Annotated in this window: 16 protein-coding genes; 11 read left to right on the forward strand and 5 right to left on the reverse strand. The window is 60.5% G+C overall.

Going from position 1 to position 15,568, the window contains the following annotated elements:
* Positions 1-187: 187 nt before the first annotated feature.
* The 7 genes from QNI81_RS04055 (at position 188) to QNI81_RS04085 (ending at position 8,040) form a co-directional block, all read left to right on the forward strand.
* The gene (locus QNI81_RS04055; RefSeq protein WP_283967445.1) at positions 188-757 is read left to right on the forward strand and encodes a hypothetical protein; all 570 of its coding nucleotides are present in this window, start codon (positions 188-190) and stop codon (positions 755-757) included.
* 148 nt (positions 758-905) lie between these two features.
* A complete protein-coding gene (gene gor, locus QNI81_RS04060) occupies positions 906-2,261 on the forward strand; it encodes a glutathione-disulfide reductase (protein WP_283967446.1) in 1,356 nt (451 codons plus the stop codon).
* 108 nt (positions 2,262-2,369) lie between these two features.
* Entirely contained in the window at positions 2,370-3,530 is a 1,161-nt protein-coding gene (gene hflK / locus QNI81_RS04065; RefSeq protein WP_283967447.1) for an FtsH protease activity modulator HflK, read from the forward strand.
* Positions 3,530-4,414, forward strand: a complete 885-nt coding sequence (gene hflC / locus QNI81_RS04070; protein ID WP_065325717.1) for a protease modulator HflC — start codon at positions 3,530-3,532, stop codon at positions 4,412-4,414. The genes hflK and hflC overlap by 1 nt, the downstream gene beginning before the upstream one ends.
* Positions 4,415-4,654: 240 nt before the next feature.
* Entirely contained in the window at positions 4,655-5,281 is a 627-nt protein-coding gene (locus QNI81_RS04075) for a 2-phosphosulfolactate phosphatase (protein WP_283967448.1), read from the forward strand.
* A gap of 478 nt (positions 5,282-5,759) precedes the next feature.
* Positions 5,760-7,265 carry a Do family serine endopeptidase gene (locus QNI81_RS04080; protein ID WP_005619967.1) on the forward strand — a complete coding sequence of 502 codons (1,506 nt, stop codon included), beginning with the start codon at positions 5,760-5,762 and terminating at the stop codon, positions 7,263-7,265.
* Positions 7,266-7,641: 376 nt separating this feature from the next.
* Positions 7,642-8,040 (forward strand): Imm10 family immunity protein, encoded by a 399-nt coding sequence (locus tag QNI81_RS04085; protein WP_283967449.1) that lies wholly within the window; start codon positions 7,642-7,644, stop codon positions 8,038-8,040.
* 129 nt (positions 8,041-8,169) lie between these two features.
* On the opposite strand, the gene QNI81_RS04090 is transcribed toward QNI81_RS04085, so the two are convergent.
* Positions 8,170-8,838 carry a Crp/Fnr family transcriptional regulator gene (locus QNI81_RS04090; protein ID WP_009176175.1) on the reverse strand — a complete coding sequence of 223 codons (669 nt, stop codon included), beginning with the start codon at positions 8,836-8,838 and terminating at the stop codon, positions 8,170-8,172.
* Positions 8,839-8,941: 103 nt separating this feature from the next.
* Positions 8,942-9,388, reverse strand: coding sequence for a peptidoglycan-binding domain-containing protein (locus QNI81_RS04095; protein WP_065329926.1), 447 nt, complete (start codon positions 9,386-9,388; stop codon positions 8,942-8,944).
* Positions 9,389-9,778: 390 nt separating this feature from the next.
* On the opposite strand from QNI81_RS04095, the gene QNI81_RS04100 reads away from it, so the two are divergent.
* A complete protein-coding gene (locus QNI81_RS04100) occupies positions 9,779-10,102 on the forward strand; it encodes a 2Fe-2S iron-sulfur cluster-binding protein (protein ID WP_005680878.1) in 324 nt (107 codons plus the stop codon).
* Positions 10,102-10,923 (forward strand): FG-GAP repeat domain-containing protein, encoded by an 822-nt coding sequence (locus QNI81_RS04105; RefSeq protein WP_283967451.1) that lies wholly within the window; start codon positions 10,102-10,104, stop codon positions 10,921-10,923. The genes QNI81_RS04100 and QNI81_RS04105 overlap by 1 nt, the downstream gene beginning before the upstream one ends.
* On the opposite strand, the gene QNI81_RS04110 is transcribed toward QNI81_RS04105, so the two are convergent.
* Positions 10,920-11,390: a GNAT family N-acetyltransferase gene (locus tag QNI81_RS04110; protein WP_283967452.1), complete on the reverse strand. Its 471-nt coding sequence runs from the start codon at positions 11,388-11,390 to the stop codon at positions 10,920-10,922. The genes QNI81_RS04105 and QNI81_RS04110 overlap by 4 nt on opposite strands.
* A gap of 6 nt (positions 11,391-11,396) precedes the next feature.
* Entirely contained in the window at positions 11,397-12,659 is a 1,263-nt protein-coding gene (gene purD, locus QNI81_RS04115; protein WP_283967453.1) for a phosphoribosylamine--glycine ligase, read from the reverse strand.
* A gap of 153 nt (positions 12,660-12,812) precedes the next feature.
* Here purD and xseA point away from each other — a divergent pair, with 153 nt between their 5' ends.
* Positions 12,813-14,321, forward strand: a complete 1,509-nt coding sequence (gene xseA, locus QNI81_RS04120) for an exodeoxyribonuclease VII large subunit (protein WP_283967454.1) — start codon at positions 12,813-12,815, stop codon at positions 14,319-14,321.
* A gap of 65 nt (positions 14,322-14,386) precedes the next feature.
* Here the strand turns inward: xseA and QNI81_RS04125 are convergent, their stop codons facing one another.
* Entirely contained in the window at positions 14,387-14,800 is a 414-nt protein-coding gene (locus QNI81_RS04125; RefSeq protein WP_065322809.1) for a hypothetical protein, read from the reverse strand.
* A gap of 127 nt (positions 14,801-14,927) precedes the next feature.
* Between QNI81_RS04125 and QNI81_RS04130 the strand changes: the two genes are divergently transcribed.
* Positions 14,928-15,563, forward strand: coding sequence for a lysoplasmalogenase family protein (locus QNI81_RS04130; RefSeq protein ID WP_283967455.1), 636 nt, complete (start codon positions 14,928-14,930; stop codon positions 15,561-15,563).
* Positions 15,564-15,568: the final 5 nt, after the last annotated feature.

Below are 15,568 nucleotides of genomic sequence, written 5' to 3' on the forward strand. Positions count from 1 at the left end.
GCTGTACCATCGTGGTGGAGCCACTGGCGGGGTCGTCCCCAACGGATCGTAATCTGGGGGAGGGAGACGCCCGTTTCAAGGCCCCGTTTTGCTTTGCAGGGCGGCTATGTGTCTTGACAGGATGCCGATGTCTGGCGCAGTCGAAGCGGGAATAGTTTTAGCATTTTGCATTTTGGATTTGACGCCGATGTATTCCGAGACCCCGGATGGGCACGATGGGTCACCCACCGCAGATGTCCCGATGAGGGACCGGCTCCCCAATTGGGGCATGCTTCTTCTGGCGCTCACAACTCCGCCGGTTTTGACCTTCCTTCTGCCCGAGAGTATCCTCGCGCGGTTCTCCGGACCTGAATACCTGCGTGATATCTGGAGCGTTGGGAGCTTTGTGACGATCATGGCGCTGAGCTCTGAAAGCTCGTGGAACGATCGCTTTTTGCGGGTGAACGCCTGGGGCATACATTACGGGAGAACGTACTCGCGGGGGAGCGCCTGGCGTATATATCGGGCGAGGAAGGAAGGAACGGTCAACGCGCTGCGCTGGACGGATGTCGTGTCTGTCACCTACTTTCCAAAGAGTATGCTCACAGGTTATGCGCGGCTGCGCGTGCGGGCACAGGTGCCGCTGGGGGCGCGCTACGATCTGACCTTTAAAACTGTGTCCCTTGATCCGAAATGTGCAAATCCAGCCGATCCTGAGGTCGCACGGGTGCAGTTGGCTCTGGATCGGTACTGGCCTGAGTGGCGCGGGGGAAACTAGTGCGCGAGGCGTTCACGCCTCTTTCACGGTTTCGCGACATGAACGCCTGCATGTGTTTGAAATGCCATGTCGCACCCCCACTTGCGAGACTGGCAATTCACCGCGCGCTGTGGGATACCTCGCGCAAGTCATAAGAAGGGCGACGAGTATGAGCTTTGATTACGATCTATTTGTTATCGGGGGCGGTTCCGGTGGTGTGCGCGCGGCGCGTGTTGCCGCCGCAGGTGGCGCGTCGGTAGCGCTCGCCGAAGAGGACCGCTATGGCGGGACCTGCGTCATCCGGGGCTGTGTGCCCAAAAAGCTGATGGTCTTTGCCTCCGAGTATTCCGGTATGGTCGAGGATGGCCGTGCTTACGGCTGGGATCTGGACAACAAAGGCTTCAGCTGGGACCACTTCAAGGGCAAGCTCAATGCGGAGCTGGACCGGTTGGAGGGGATCTATCGCAACCTGTTGAAAAACTCCGGCGTTGAGAGCTTTGATGCGCGTGCGAAACTGGTGGATGCCCACACGGTTGAGCTCTCGGATGGCACCACAAAAACCGCAAAGCACATCCTGATTGCCACCGGTGGCCGCCCTTGGGTGCCGGAGTTCCCGGGCTCGGAGCTTGCGATCACCTCGAACGAGATGTTCCATCTGGACAAGCTCCCCGAGAGCATCCTGATCGTGGGCGGCGGTTATATCGCCTCCGAGTTTGCGGGCATCATGAACGGGCTTGGCGTCAAGACCACGCAATACTATCGCGGTGAGCAGATCCTGCGCGGCTTTGACAATGAGGCGCGCAGTTTGGTGGCTGAGGAGATGATCCAGTCGGGCATCGATTTGCAGCTTGGCAACAACGTGGCCGAGATGCAGCGTGAGGGTGACAAGATCCGCGTAACCGCCACCAATGGCGATGTGACCCTGTTCGATCAGGTGATGTTTGCAACCGGTCGCAAGCCCAATGCCGACAACCTCGGACTGGAAGAACTGGGTATCGCGCGTGGCAAGGGCGGCGAGATCAAGGTGGATCAATACAGCCAGACCGCTGTGCCTTCGGTCTATGCGATCGGCGATGTGACCGACCGGGTGAACCTGACGCCGGTGGCGATCCGCGAGGGCATGGCCTTTGTGGAAACCGTGTTCAACGGCAACCCCACCAGCCCCGATCACGAATTGATCCCGACCGCGATCTTTACGCAGCCAGAAATGGGCACCATTGGTTTGAGCGAAGAAGACGCCGCCAAAGAGGAAACGATTGAGGTCTATTCGACCTCGTTCAAACCGATGCAGCAGAGCTTTGCCGGGCGGGCGCAAAAAGTGCTGATGAAGCTGATTGTCAGCCAGGCCAGCCGCAAGGTACTGGGTTGTCATATTGTCGCACCCGGTGCGGGCGAGATGATCCAGCTTGCCGGGATTGCCGTCAAAATGGGGGCGACCAAGGAAGATTTCGACCGCACCGTCGCGGTTCATCCGACCATGTCGGAAGAATTGGTGACGCTGAAGTCACCGGTGCGGACGGTATAACACATAAACAAAGTTTGGTGGCGGCGCAGATCTTGAATTTCAGCGCCGTGACCACAGGTTAGTGGGCAATATCCGCCGATGCGGCGGGGAGAGATGGATAGGAGACTTATGGCTGGGAACAGTGGTGGCCCCTGGGGGGGCGGCGGTTCCTCCGGCGGCGGAGGCAACCGGGGAAATAATGGCGGTGGCAACGGAGGCGGCGGTGGCCGTCGCCCCGATGATGGCCAGATCCCCGAGATCGACGAGCTGGTGAAAAAGGGCCAAGAGCAGCTGCGCGTCCTGATGGGCGGACGTGGCGGCAGCGGTGGCAACGGCCAGGGACCACAGGGCGGTGGCACTGGCGGTAACCCCTTGTTTACCAAGGGCGGCTTGGTGTTGGGCGCTGCGGCGGCCGTCTTCCTGTGGGGCTACAACAGCTTTTACACCGTGAAGACAGAAGAGAAATCCGTGGAGCTGTTCCTCGGCGAGTTTTCTTCCGTGGGCAATCCGGGCCTGAACTTTGCGCCATGGCCTGTGGTCACCTATGAGGTGGTTCCGGTCAGCGTCGAACAAACCGAGAGCATTGGTGCAGGTGCGCGCGGTTCCGATGCGGGGCTGATGCTGACAGGTGATGAGAACATTATCGACGTCGATTTCCAAGTGGTCTGGAATATCAACGAACCAGATAAGTTTTTGTTCAATCTGCGCGACCCGAAAGCGACGATTCAGGCGGTTTCTGAATCGGCGATGCGCGAGATTATTGCACAGTCACAGCTTGCGCCGATCTTGAACCGCGACCGTGGTATCATTTCGCAGCGCCTCGAAGAGCTGATCCAGTCGACGCTGGACAGCTATGATGCGGGTGTGAATATCGTCCGGGTCAACTTTGACGGGGCGGATCCGCCAGAACCGGTAAAAGACGCCTTCCGCGATGTGCAATCCGCTGGTCAGGAACGGGACCGTCTGGAAAAGCAGGCTGACGCCTATGCCAACCGCAAACTGGCCTCTGCCCGTGGTCAGGCCGCACAGACGCTCGAAGAAGCAGAAGCTTACCGCGCGCAGGTTGTGAACCAAGCACAGGGTGAGGCCTCGCGCTTCACGGCCGTTTTGTCGGAATATGAAAAAGCACCGGAAGTGACGCGCAAGCGCCTCTATCTGGAGACGATGGAAGACGTGCTGAGCCGCGTGGATAAGATCATCCTTGACGACAATGCCGGTGGCGAAAATGGACAAGGCATTGTGCCTTATCTGCCGCTCAATGAAATCCGTCGTTCGGGAGGAAGCAACTGATGAACCGTTCTGTTATTCTTCTCGTCCTTCTGGGCGCTATTGTCGTGGGCGCGCTGTCGTCGATCTTTATCGTGGACGAGCGTGAAAAGGCGCTGGTGATGCGCTTTGGTCGTGTCGTCAACGTGCAGGAAGAGCCCGGTCTGGCGTTCAAACTGCCCTTCGTGGATGAGGTCGTGAAATACGATGACCGTATCCTCAGCCTTGAGGTGGGTCCGCTCGAAGTCACCCCGCTGGATGACCGCCGTCTGGTGGTTGACGCCTTCGCACGCTACCGCATCACCGATGTGCGTCGCTTCCGCGAAGCGGTGGGCGTTGGCAATGTCGGCGCGGCCGAAAGCCGTCTCGACAACATTATGCGCGACCAGACCCGCGAGGTTCTGGGTACTGTGAGCTCCAACGACATTCTGTCGTCTGACCGGGCCGCACTGATGCTGCGTATCCGCAACGGGGCCATCGCTCAGGCGCAGGCTCTGGGTCTTGAGGTGATCGACGTGCGCCTGAAACGCACCGACCTGCCGCAAGCCAACCTTGAGGCGACCTTTGCGCGTATGCGGGCAGAGCGGGAACGCGAAGCCGCAGACGAGATCGCCCGTGGTGAAGAAGCCGCGCAGCGTGTCCGCGCGCAGGCGGATCGTACCGAGGTGGAGCTGGTCTCCGAAGCCGAGCGCGAAGCCGAGGTCATCCGCGGTGAAGCGGATGCGGAGCGCAACAATATCTTTGCCGAGGCTTATGGTGCGGACCCGGAATTCTTTGAATTCTACCGCAGCCTGACCGCTTATGCGCGTTCGCTGCAGGGCGGGAATTCCTCTCTGGTGCTGTCGCCGGACAATGAGTTCTTCAACTACCTGAAGTCCTCTGAGGGTGCCGGGCGCGCGACGCAGTAACTCCGGCAACGGATAACAACGAAAAGGCCACCCGAGAGGGTGGCCTTTTTTCATTGTGACGGCGTGTATTCGTGCATGGCATTATGGTTGGGATCAGGATCGTGAGGCATTTTCTCATGTGAACAAGATCATAGAACCTGTGTTCAGTGTTCAGAGGCGGGGTTCAGTCCATTAGTGACATTTGTTTGACAGCGCACTAGTTCTCGGCCCGGAAATCGAAATGCGACGGGAGTAGTACAAGTGCAGGTGATTTCTGAATGGGGTCTGTCAGGCGTTAAAGCACTGATCGACAGCGCGGATGCTTTTGTGGTTGTGGACGTTCTTTCATTTTCGACATGCGTGGACGTAGCCTGTTCAAATGGGGCGCAGGTTTTTCCGTTCCCGATACATGATCGCGAAGCGGCGCAACAAGAAGCGCTCCATCGAAATGCGGTACTGGCGGGGAGCCGGTCGGACATGACCGCGCGCTTCAGCCTGTCTGCTCCAACCCTGCAGAGCATCCAGGAGGGAACCCGACTCGTGCTTCCGTCCCCAAACGGATCACACATCTCATTCGCGGCGAAGGGAAAACCTGTTCTCGCCGGATGTCTGCGCAACGCAGCTGCTGTTGCGATAGAGGTCATGAACATAGTTGGCGCGGGCACGCTTGCAGTTATTCCGGCTGGCGAGCGCTGGCAGGACGGCAAATTGAGACCGGCTGTAGAAGATCTGATTGGCGCGGGTGCCGTCATATCTGCGCTAACAGGATCGCTCTCTCCAGAAGCGATGTTTGCGCGGGATGTTTTTCATGCCTCGCAGGTGGACTTGGTTGACCGTTTGATGCGCTCAACATCCGGCACCGAGCTGTGCGAACGCGGCTTTCCATAGGACGTTGAAATTGCTGCAGCTTACAACGTTTCGACTTGCGCTCCAATCCTGCGACGGGACTTTTATACTGCTGCGGGATGATTTGGTTTCGCAGGTCCGCTTCGTCCGCACCCCCGACACCCAACATGCGTGTGGCGAAAGGGGGCTGACGTACTTCACCGTGCTGAGGCAGATGATTTTCTGGGCGTCATACACTCCGGCAAAATCAGTGCTATGCTGTAATGACAGATCACTCATCGCCCACCTGTTGCGCTCTGGACGCGGTCGCGAAACCTTCACTGGCCTTCACGTCGAATTGAGGTGACCGCGAGCCCCATTGCGGCTGCGCGCGGAGTGGCTACATTAAGGGCATAGTTTTCCCTCCCCAACGCGTCGCGCTTGGCTATATGTCAGGTGCCGCGCCTGAGGCACGGGTTCGCCCTTTCCCCTTATATGCGGGGGCGGGCGGAGACAGAGTTGACAGGCCAATTCAAGGAGTATGTCCGTGCATCCAATCACATCACCTAAGGCATTGAGCCGTGAGCACGCCCATAATGGCGCGCAGAGCGGCTGGCGTCTGTTCTGGATCGCGGTCCTCGGGACCGCGCTTCTGGTCATGCAGTCGCTCTCGGCGGCCGCCCGCCCCGAAAGTCTCGCACCGCTGGCAGAGAAAGTCAGCCCGGCTGTCGTGAATATCACCACCTCGACCGTGGTTGAGGGCCGCACCGGACCGCAAGGTATCGTGCCCGAAGGATCTCCGTTTGAGGATTTCTTCCGCGAATTCCAAGATCGCAATGGCGGCGGCGACCGTCCGCGCCGCTCCTCTGCGCTGGGGTCCGGTTTTGTGATCTCTGAGGATGGCTATATCGTCACCAACAACCACGTGATTGATGGCGCAGACGAGATCGAGATCGAGTTCTTCCCCGGTGATGGTCAGCCCGCAGATCTGCTGCCCGCGACCGTTGTTGGCACTGACCCCAACACCGACATCGCGCTGTTGAAAGTGGATGCACCGATGCCGCTGAAGTTTGTCAAATTCGGCGACAGCGACACTGCGCGCGTCGGCGACTGGGTGGTTGCGATGGGCAACCCGCTGGGGCAGGGCTTCTCGCTCTCGGCTGGCATTGTCTCGGCGCGCAACCGGGCGCTGTCGGGGTCTTATGACGACTACATCCAGACCGATGCGGCGATCAACCGGGGCAACTCCGGGGGACCGCTGTTCAACATGGATGGCGAAGTGGTCGGCGTGAACACCGCGATCCTGTCCCCGAACGGTGGCTCCATCGGGATCGGGTTCTCCATGGCGTCCAATGTGGTCACCAAAGTGGTCGGCCAGTTGAAGGAATTCGGCGAGACCCGTCGCGGCTGGCTCGGGGTGCGCATTCAGGATGTGACCGACGATCTGGCCGAGGCCATTGGCTTGGCCAATGACGAAGGCGTGCTGATCACCGATGTCCCCGAAGGCCCCGCCAAAGAAGCAGGTCTTTTGGCGCGTGACGTGATCACCAGCTTTGACGGTTTTGAGGTCAAGGACACCCGTGATCTGGTGCGCCGTGTGGGCGACACCGAGGTCGGCAAGACCGTGCGTGTGGTGGTGTTCCGTGACGGCAAGACCGAGACCCTGCGCGTGACGCTTGGCCGCCGCGAAGATGCGGTTGGCAACAACGCAGGCGCTGAGTCTGGCGAGGCGATCCCGGATGAGGGCGAAAAAGAACTGCTTGGCCTGACGGTTGGTGTTGTGCGCGACGACATGCGCGAGGATCTGAACCTTGATGCGGGCACCACCGGACTGGTGATCCTGTCGGTGGATGAAACCTCTGGCGCATGGGAAAAAGGTCTGCGCGCCGGTGACGTGATCACCGAAGCCGGTCAGAACAAACTGTCCTCTATTGCGGATCTGGAAGCACAGATCGCGGCTGCCGAAGAAGGGGGACGCAAGTCGATCTTCCTGATGGTGCGCCGGGGTGGCGAGCCGCGCTTTGTCGCGCTGAACCTCGAAGAATAAGACGGCGTGCCCCGGCCTGGGGCATGTCAGCACAACCTCAGCGGCCGGCCCCATCGGGTCGGCCGTTTTGTTTTTCAGGGGGGCGTCTTTGAAACCAAAAGAGCCATGTGTCGGGCGGACACATGGCTCACGATGGGACGGACGATCATTGGGATGGATAGGAGAATGACCGCCTTGAAGCCCTTATGGCAGAGGCTGTGAAGGCGGACTGTGAAACAGGTCACATTCGCGGGATTTTTTTGATGTCGGTGGGAGGTGTTTGCGTGGTCTGCAGATAGATGTGACTTGAGGGCAAAATCAACCGACCTCAACGAGTTCTCCTATTGGCCGCGATCATGTAGCCTAGTGCCAATTTAGATCATGCAGGGAAGACGCCATGCACCCGAAAAAGTTCAAGCATGCGTCCGCTTGTAAAGAAGCCGACTATGAAATGGTAGCCTTCGGCGAGGCGAGTGACGGTTCAACAGACTATTTGCTCTTGCAGTTGGCATACGAATTTGACGATCAAGATCGCGTGGCTGGCATGGATGGGATATATCTAGAAATCAATGATCAAGCACATGGCGCTTACAAGGTTGTCCATCGAATTGACCTTTTTCTCAACGCTGTGATCGTTCATTTCTCACCTCACCAGTTAGAGCTAACCGACGATCTGAACCCGTTTGGCATTTCGTTTGAAAACGTTGATTGTCTGAGCTCTGATGTTTGTGAAATGCTGGCCGGGATGGCCCGCCGTGCTGGAATAGACTTTGAGAACAAGCCTACAGAGTATTGAGGCACCGCAAGGGCGGCGCTTCGTCCTGCATCCCCGTAATTCCTGTCCGCTCGATTCCATCTGAACGTGAGGTTTCGCCGATGGAAGACAAACACAGACGTCTGCGACAGATGGCGGGTGAGGGGAGGTTCAGATGCCTTCGGGATCGGCAAGAACCGCGAGGCCGCCGCGGTCTTTTAGTTGTAAACCACCACGGCTGATGTCGATCAGACCGGCCTTGCGCCAGTTCGACAGGGTTTTTGAGACGGCTTCACGGGTGGCGCCGACAAATTCCGCCAGTTCCGACTGCGACAGGCTCAACTGGCCATTGCCATCTGCGGGCGTGAGATAAAGAAGTTTGCGCGCGAGCCGCACCGGCATCGGCAGAAACACCTGCTCATTGAGCTGGGTGTTCATCCAGCGCATCCGTTGCCCGGCGAGTTTCAGCATATCGCCCGCAAGCTCGGGGTGCTTGGTCAGTTGCGCCAGCACATCGCGGTGCCGCAGGCGGCGCAGGTGGCTGGGTTCGGCGGCGGTGGCTGTGGCCGTGCGCTCGCCGGGATCAAACATCGCAATCTCGCCAAAGATCGCGCCGGGGCGCATCATATCCAGCGAGAGTTTGCGTCCCGCCGCCGAGAGCGTGGAAATCTCCAGTGCGCCCGAGATGATCGCATAAAGGGCGTCGCCCTCATCACCACGTTCAAACAGAACATCCCCTGTATCGAGGTGCACATCAGTGGCCTGACTGTCCAGCATGGCCCTGAGACGCTCCGAGGCTCCGAACAGGAAGCTGGAGGCAGGGAGGGGAGCGGCGGCCATAATGGATCTCCGAGGGGTATATGTTGGGTGTCGGCTTTGCGGGTTTTAAGCGGCAATAGGCGTTCACGCAAGCTTGCACATGGATTGTCGAATGTTTGCGGTGTCAGTCACCGAGTTCCACCGCGCTGAGGCCCAGACTGCGGGCGGCGCGCAGCGACAGCGTTTGACTGTCGATCCCCAGCTCTTGTTGATAGCGGCGAATGGCGGCGCGGGTCTGGGTATTCAGCGTGGCCGTGATCAGCCCATCATAAAGACCTCGGGCCGCCAAGGCACGCTGCAACGATGAGATATAGTCTGGTGTCAACTCATCGGGGCAGAGGGTCTGGAAATAGGACTCCTCGCGCGGACGGGTGATTTCCTGCCGGGTTTCTGTGGCAAAAACCGCAGGCTTGGTGATCTTGCCATCTGCAGAGGTCTCAGCCTCGGAGATCATGACCTGTTCCGTGATGGTTTCGATACGGGCGGGGATGATCACCGACTCCCAGCATGTGCCGGGCGGCGCGCCGGGGGGCGCGGAACGTCCGACCCGTTCAAAGGGGGCAGGCGCCATGCACCCCGCAAGCAGGCCGACACTGATGGCGATGGGCGTGAGTCGCCGCACGGATGGGCCTGCCACGGACACGTTGAGGATCAGGCGAAAGGCAGACCGCCGCCATAACGCGGCAGGAAGCTGAGGCTGCGGGGCGGGCATTTGCTCTGACAGGTCCTTGGTCTTGGGGCCCGGAATCTGGTGGCACTTCGGCGGCGTCCCGGTTCGCGGCGATGCTAGACGAATTTTACACGCAGGCAAAGGTTGTATCAGGTGCTGCACGCGCGGGGCAAATGTAGAACAGGCCGTTGGAAATGACATGCGACGCGAGGGATGTGTCAGATGGGGCTGGAACGGTGCGAGCCTGATCGCTACACACGTTATCGAGTACCGAAAAAGGGAAGACGGATCATGGCAAAAATCACCTACATCGAGCACAACGGGACCGAACATGTGGTCGACGTCGCCAACGGGCTGACCGTGATGGAAGGTGCACGTGACAACAATATTCCGGGGATTGAGGCCGATTGCGGCGGCGCCTGTGCCTGTTCCACCTGTCATGTTTATATTGCGCCGGACTGGGTGGAAAAACTGCCCGCAAAGGACGACATGGAAGAGGATATGCTGGATTTCGCTTTTGAGCCGGATGCCGCACGTTCGCGCCTGACCTGCCAGATCAAGGTCACCGATGCGCTGGATGGTCTGGTGGTTCACATGCCCGAAAAGCAGATCTGATGACTGGTGGGGGCAAGGCGCGGCGTCCTCTGGCACGTGCGCAGCCCCCATCCATACGCCGCGCGGCGCAAACGTTGTGTGTGTCGCTGGCGGTGCTGGCGAATGCGGCCGCCGGCTCCGCGCGCGAAAACTGGCGCATTCTGAGCGCCGAATTTTCCGAGCCGACCACCCGATATAGCCACGCAGTCTTAGGCGATGACGTGGAATACGGCAGCCTGTTGATCCACGTAGATAATGGCGGGTCTGGGGCGTCGCTCTTTACTGCTGTCCAGCAGAAGGCCCGTTTTGAAGTGCGCCTGCCGCTGACCCGTGTGTTCGAGGATCTGGAGCCGCGCCTGTGGGATGTGACGGGTGACGGTTTGCCCGAGGTGGTGGTCATTGAAACCGATGTGGAAAAAGGCGCGCAGCTGGCGATTTGCGATGCTGCGGGTCAAAAACTTGCTCAGACCCCTCATATTGGTCAGCGCAATCGCTGGCTTGCCCCTATTGGGGCGGCGGATCTGGATGGGGACGGCAATATCGAGATTGCCTATGTCGACCGCCCACATCTGGCCAAGACCCTGCGGATCTGGCGCTATGAGGGGCGCAAACTGGTAGAGGTCGCATCCCTCAAAGGGCTGACCAATCACTGGGTCGGGCAGGATTTCATCACCTCTGGAATTCGCGATTGCGGTGAAGGGCCCGAAATCATTACCGTCGATGCCGACTGGTCACGTATTGTCGCCTCGCGTCTGAAAGATGGCACTGTGACGCGCCGCGACATTGCTCGCTTTGACAAAAACGCCGGTCTGACCTCTGCGCTGGCCTGCAAGGCGGATTAGCAGACCTCCCGGCGCATGGTCACGGAGGTGGGTCGCTCATACCCCGCATGGGCGGTGGTGCCACTGCAGGTGAATCCCAGCCGAGCGAATGTAGCGTGGTTTTCCACCAGTTCGACCCGCGTCTGCAATTCCACGGCATTGAGGCCCAAGGACCGCGCGCGCCTGACCGCATGCTCAATGAGATGGCGTGCCAGCCCCTTTCCGCGCTGGTCCTCGGAAACGGCGAGCTTGCCCAGATAAAGCACGTCGGCGTGCGGTGTCAGCACCACTGAGGCAACCACAGGCGCGCCCATTGCCCAGACCTCGCCTGCCTCGGCTTGAGCGGCAAGTGCGTCCAACGTGAGGTGATGCATGGAGGAGGGCGGATCAATCCGCCCGTCCATATAGGCAAAGCTGCGCCGGATCAGGTCCAGAACCTCCTGCAAGTGCGGGCTGTCCGGCGGGATCTGAACCGGCGTGACAGTCATGCCGGATCAGAGTGCGCGCCAGCCGATGTCGCGCCGCACAAAGCCTTCGGGCCAGTCGATCTGGTCCACCATCGCATAGGCGCGGTCGCGGGCCTCCGTGAGGCTGTCGCCGCGTGCCGTCACATTGAGCACCCGACCACCATTGGCGAGGATCTTGTCGCCCTCGGCCTTGGTGCCTGCGTGAAACACCATGTTCGTGCTGTCCTCGGGCAGAGCGGCGAGGCCTTTGATCTCGCTGCCCTTTTGGTAGTCGCCGGGATAGCCATTGGCGGCCATCACCACGGTAATCGCGTGGTCCTCCGCCCAGTTGACGCGAGCGTCCGCAAGGCGGCCCTCGGCGGCGGCCTGCATCAGGTCCAGCGCCTGCGCGCCAAGGCGCATCATCAGCACCTGACATTCGGGATCACCAAAGCGGACGTTATATTCCACCAGACGCGGCTGGCCGTCCTTGATCATCAGACCGGCATACAGCACGCCCTGGTAGGGCATGCCGCGCTCGGCCATCACCCGCATGGTGGGTTTGACGATCTCGTCCATGGCTTTGGCCTCAACCTCGGCGCTCAGGATTGGGGCGGGTGAATAGGCCCCCATGCCGCCGGTATTGAGGCCGGTGTCGCCTTCGCCGACGCGCTTGTGGTCCTGTGCGGTGCCGATGGATAGGATCTCCTCGCCATCACAGAGCACAAAGAGCGACGCCTCTTCGCCTTCCATGAATTCCTCGATGACGACCTCTGCGCCCGCCCCGCCAAAGGCACCGCCGAACATATCGTCGATGGCATCCAGCGCGGTCTGCTCGTCCATCGCCACGATCACGCCCTTGCCTGCGGCCAGACCATCGGCCTTGACCACAATCGGCGCGCCATTTGCGCGGACATGCGCCTTGGCGGCCTCGGCATCGGTGAAATGGCCATACCCCGCCGTAGGAGCATTCGCTGCGTCGCAAATCTCTTTGGTAAAGCTCTTGGAAGCCTCCAGCCGGGCGGCGGCCTCAGAGGGGCCAAAGACCAGAATACCCGCATCGCGCAGGCGGTCCGCCACACCAGCGGCCAGCGGGGCCTCAGGGCCGACGATCACAAAATCAATGGCGTTTTCCTCGGCAAAGGTCACAACCGCGCCGCCGTCCTCGGCATTGAGGCTGGCACACTCCGCGATCTTGGCGATGCCCGCATTGCCCGGCGCCACGATAAGCCGGTCGCATTTCGGGTTCTGCATCACCGCCCAGGCAAGTGCATGTTCCCGCCCGCCGCTGCCGAGGATGAGGATATTCATGAGCCATTCTCCGATCTGCTTGGCCTTGGTTGATGCGCGTTCTATGCTGTGTGCGACGTATAAACAAGAACGCCCTTGCCGGGGTTTCCCTCCGGTGGCAGGTGTCAGAGCAGCCAGATCCAATCGCAGATCAAACCGGAGCCTGAAATTCCCATGTCCGACCTCCTTGATGATCCCTCTCCGGGCCAGAACGCGCCAGAGTTTTCTGTCTCCGAGATCTCCGGCGAGATTAAGAAAACACTCGAAGGCAGCTTTGGCCGCGTCCGGGTGCGCGGCGAGGTCGGGCGGGTGTTCAAGGCACGCTCCGGGCATCTTTATTACGACATCAAGGACGACCGCTCGGTGCTGGCCTGCACCACGTGGAAAGGTCAGATTTCGGGCCTTTCCGTGGTGCCAGAAGAGGGGCTGGAGGTGGTTGTCACCGGGCGCCTGACGGCCTTTGGCGGGCAATCCAAATACAATATGAACGTCGACGAGGTCGCGGTTGCGGGGCAGGGCGCGCTGATGGCGCTCTTGGAAAAACGCAAGGCGCAGCTGGCCTCCGAGGGGCTGTTTGCACCGGAGCGCAAAAAACCGCTGCCGTATCTGCCGCAGATCATCGGGGTGGTGACCTCGCCTTCGGGGGCGGTGATCCGCGATATTCTGCATCGGCTGCGGGATCGGTTTCCGCGCAAGGTTCTGGTTTGGCCCGTGGCGGTGCAGGGCAGCAATTGCGCGCCCGAGGTGGCCCGCGCCATCGAAGGATTCAACAGCCTCAGCCCCGGCGGTGCCTTGCCCCGGCCTGACTTGATTATCGTGGCCCGTGGGGGCGGCTCGATCGAGGATTTGTGGGGCTTTAACGAGGAAATCGTCGCCCGTGCGGTTGCCGCCAGTCAGATCGCGCTGATCTCTGCCGTCGGGCACGAGACGGACACGACGCTGATTGACTATGTCTCCGACCTGCGTGCGCCGACGCCAACGGCGGCGGCGGAACATGCGGTTCCGGTGCGGCTTGAGCTCTTGGGATGGGTCGAAAACCAGGGCGCGCGTATGGCCAATGCCACCAGCCGTGCGGTGCAGCTGCGCCGCCAGCGGCTGGGCGATGTGGCTCGCGCATTGCCGCGCCCGGATACGCTGCTGGAAACCCCGCGCCAGCGGCTGGACCGGGTGTCCGACCGTCTGCCCAATGCGCTGATTTCGGGCGTGCAGCGGCGCAAACTTACGCTTAGCGAGCGCGCAGCCTCTCTGCGGCCCGCCACCCTGCGCAGCCTTGTTGAGGCACGCAAGGACCGTCTGAAGAACCTGTCGTCACGCCTCACGCTTCGCCCGATCCAGCAGGACACGGCGCGCAAACGCGACGCGCTCGACCGGATCAGCAAGCGCCTCAATGCCGCGCAAACCAGCCGGATTGAGCGCCACGCGGATCGCCTGTCGGCAACTGCGCGCCAGCTTGAAATCCTCAGCTACAAGGCAACCCTCAGCCGTGGCTATGCGGTGGTGCGCGATGGGGATACGCTGGTCACCAATACGGCCGACGCGCGCACGGCTGCTGCGCTCTCGATCGAATTTGCGGATGGCACGGTGGAGATCGGCGCCAGCGCAGCTGCACCAAAGAAAACCGCGTCCAAGCCAGCCGCGCCCAAGCCGCCCAAAACACCGGGAGAGCAAGGCTCGCTCTTCTGACGCCCCATCTCTTCTAACTCAAAATATCCCGGAGCGCGAGGCAGAGCCTCGCATCCCTCAGGGCCTCAGACACCGACCTCCGGGCCGAGGCAGACCATCTCGTCACGGGGGCGTTTTTGTTCGGTCAGCGTCAGCGCCGGACCAGCGTCGCGTTCAATGGTGACGCTCAGGCCGGTGTCGTCGATCTGATAGCTCCAGCACTGCGCATCGGGGCGATCCTCATAGATAAAGCAGATATCGCCCGCCTGCATATACCATTCGCCCTCGATGCAGCGCCCATCGAGAAAGGACCAGATCACGCGCTGCCCCGGCAGGTAGCGTTCCGCCCCATAGGGTTGACCTTCCCAGTCAAAATGAATGGTGCGGCCTTGTGTGTAGCTGTCAAAACGCTCGGTATCAGCGGCTTTTACAGCTCCGGAAAACCCAAGGGATAATCCCAGCGCCAAGGCCGGTACAATTTGTGAAGGTGATGCAAACATAAACGCACCATGGCGTATGTTGGCGGCTGCGCCAAGAGGGCACTGCGCGGCAAGGTGGCGCAAGGTCAGTTTTGACCTTCTACAACGCCCGGCGCAACCTGCCGTCAGGTTGCAGGGGAGGCAGTATATGACGGCAGACATGATTGGGCTTTGGGGGGCAGGGGTCTTGGCACTGGGGTATCTCTGCCTGGTACATGCCCGAGAAAGCTGGGGGCGATCTGCATTAAAAACCGGTGCGGTTTTGATTTTGGCGCTGATGGCTGCCCTCAAGATGCCGCCCCTCGCCGTGGCGCTGGGGCTCTGTGCCTTGGGCGATCTGGCCTTGTCGCGCCCGGGAGAGCGTGCGTTTCTGGCAGGTGTTGCCAGTTTCGCCGCTGGGCATCTGGCCTATGTCTGGCTGTTTTTGTCGCTGCCGGGGTCGGACCCTGAGCAGCTGGCAACTGCGCCTATGCTCTGGGCCGTATTGTTGCTGTTTCTGATCGCCATCGGGATGGCGCGGATGCTGGCGCGTCATGCGGGCGAGATGCGGGTGGCGGTGCTTTTGTATGTGCCGGTGATTGTCGCGATGGCGCTGGCGGGGTTCACCTTGCCCCAGCCGCTGATTTGGGGCGCGGCAGTGATGTTCATGCTGTCTGATATGGTTCTGGCGGTGGAGACCTTTGTGCTGCCATCTGCGCACCGCGCACGCCGCCTGACCGCACCAACGGTCTGGGTGCTCTACTGGGGGGCGCAGGCGCTGTTTTTCGCGGTGCTTCTCTTGTGAAACAT

Origin of the sequence: Tritonibacter sp. AK171 (genome assembly GCF_030127025.1) — a bacterium.
GTDB lineage: Bacteria > Pseudomonadota > Alphaproteobacteria > Rhodobacterales > Rhodobacteraceae > Epibacterium > Epibacterium mobile.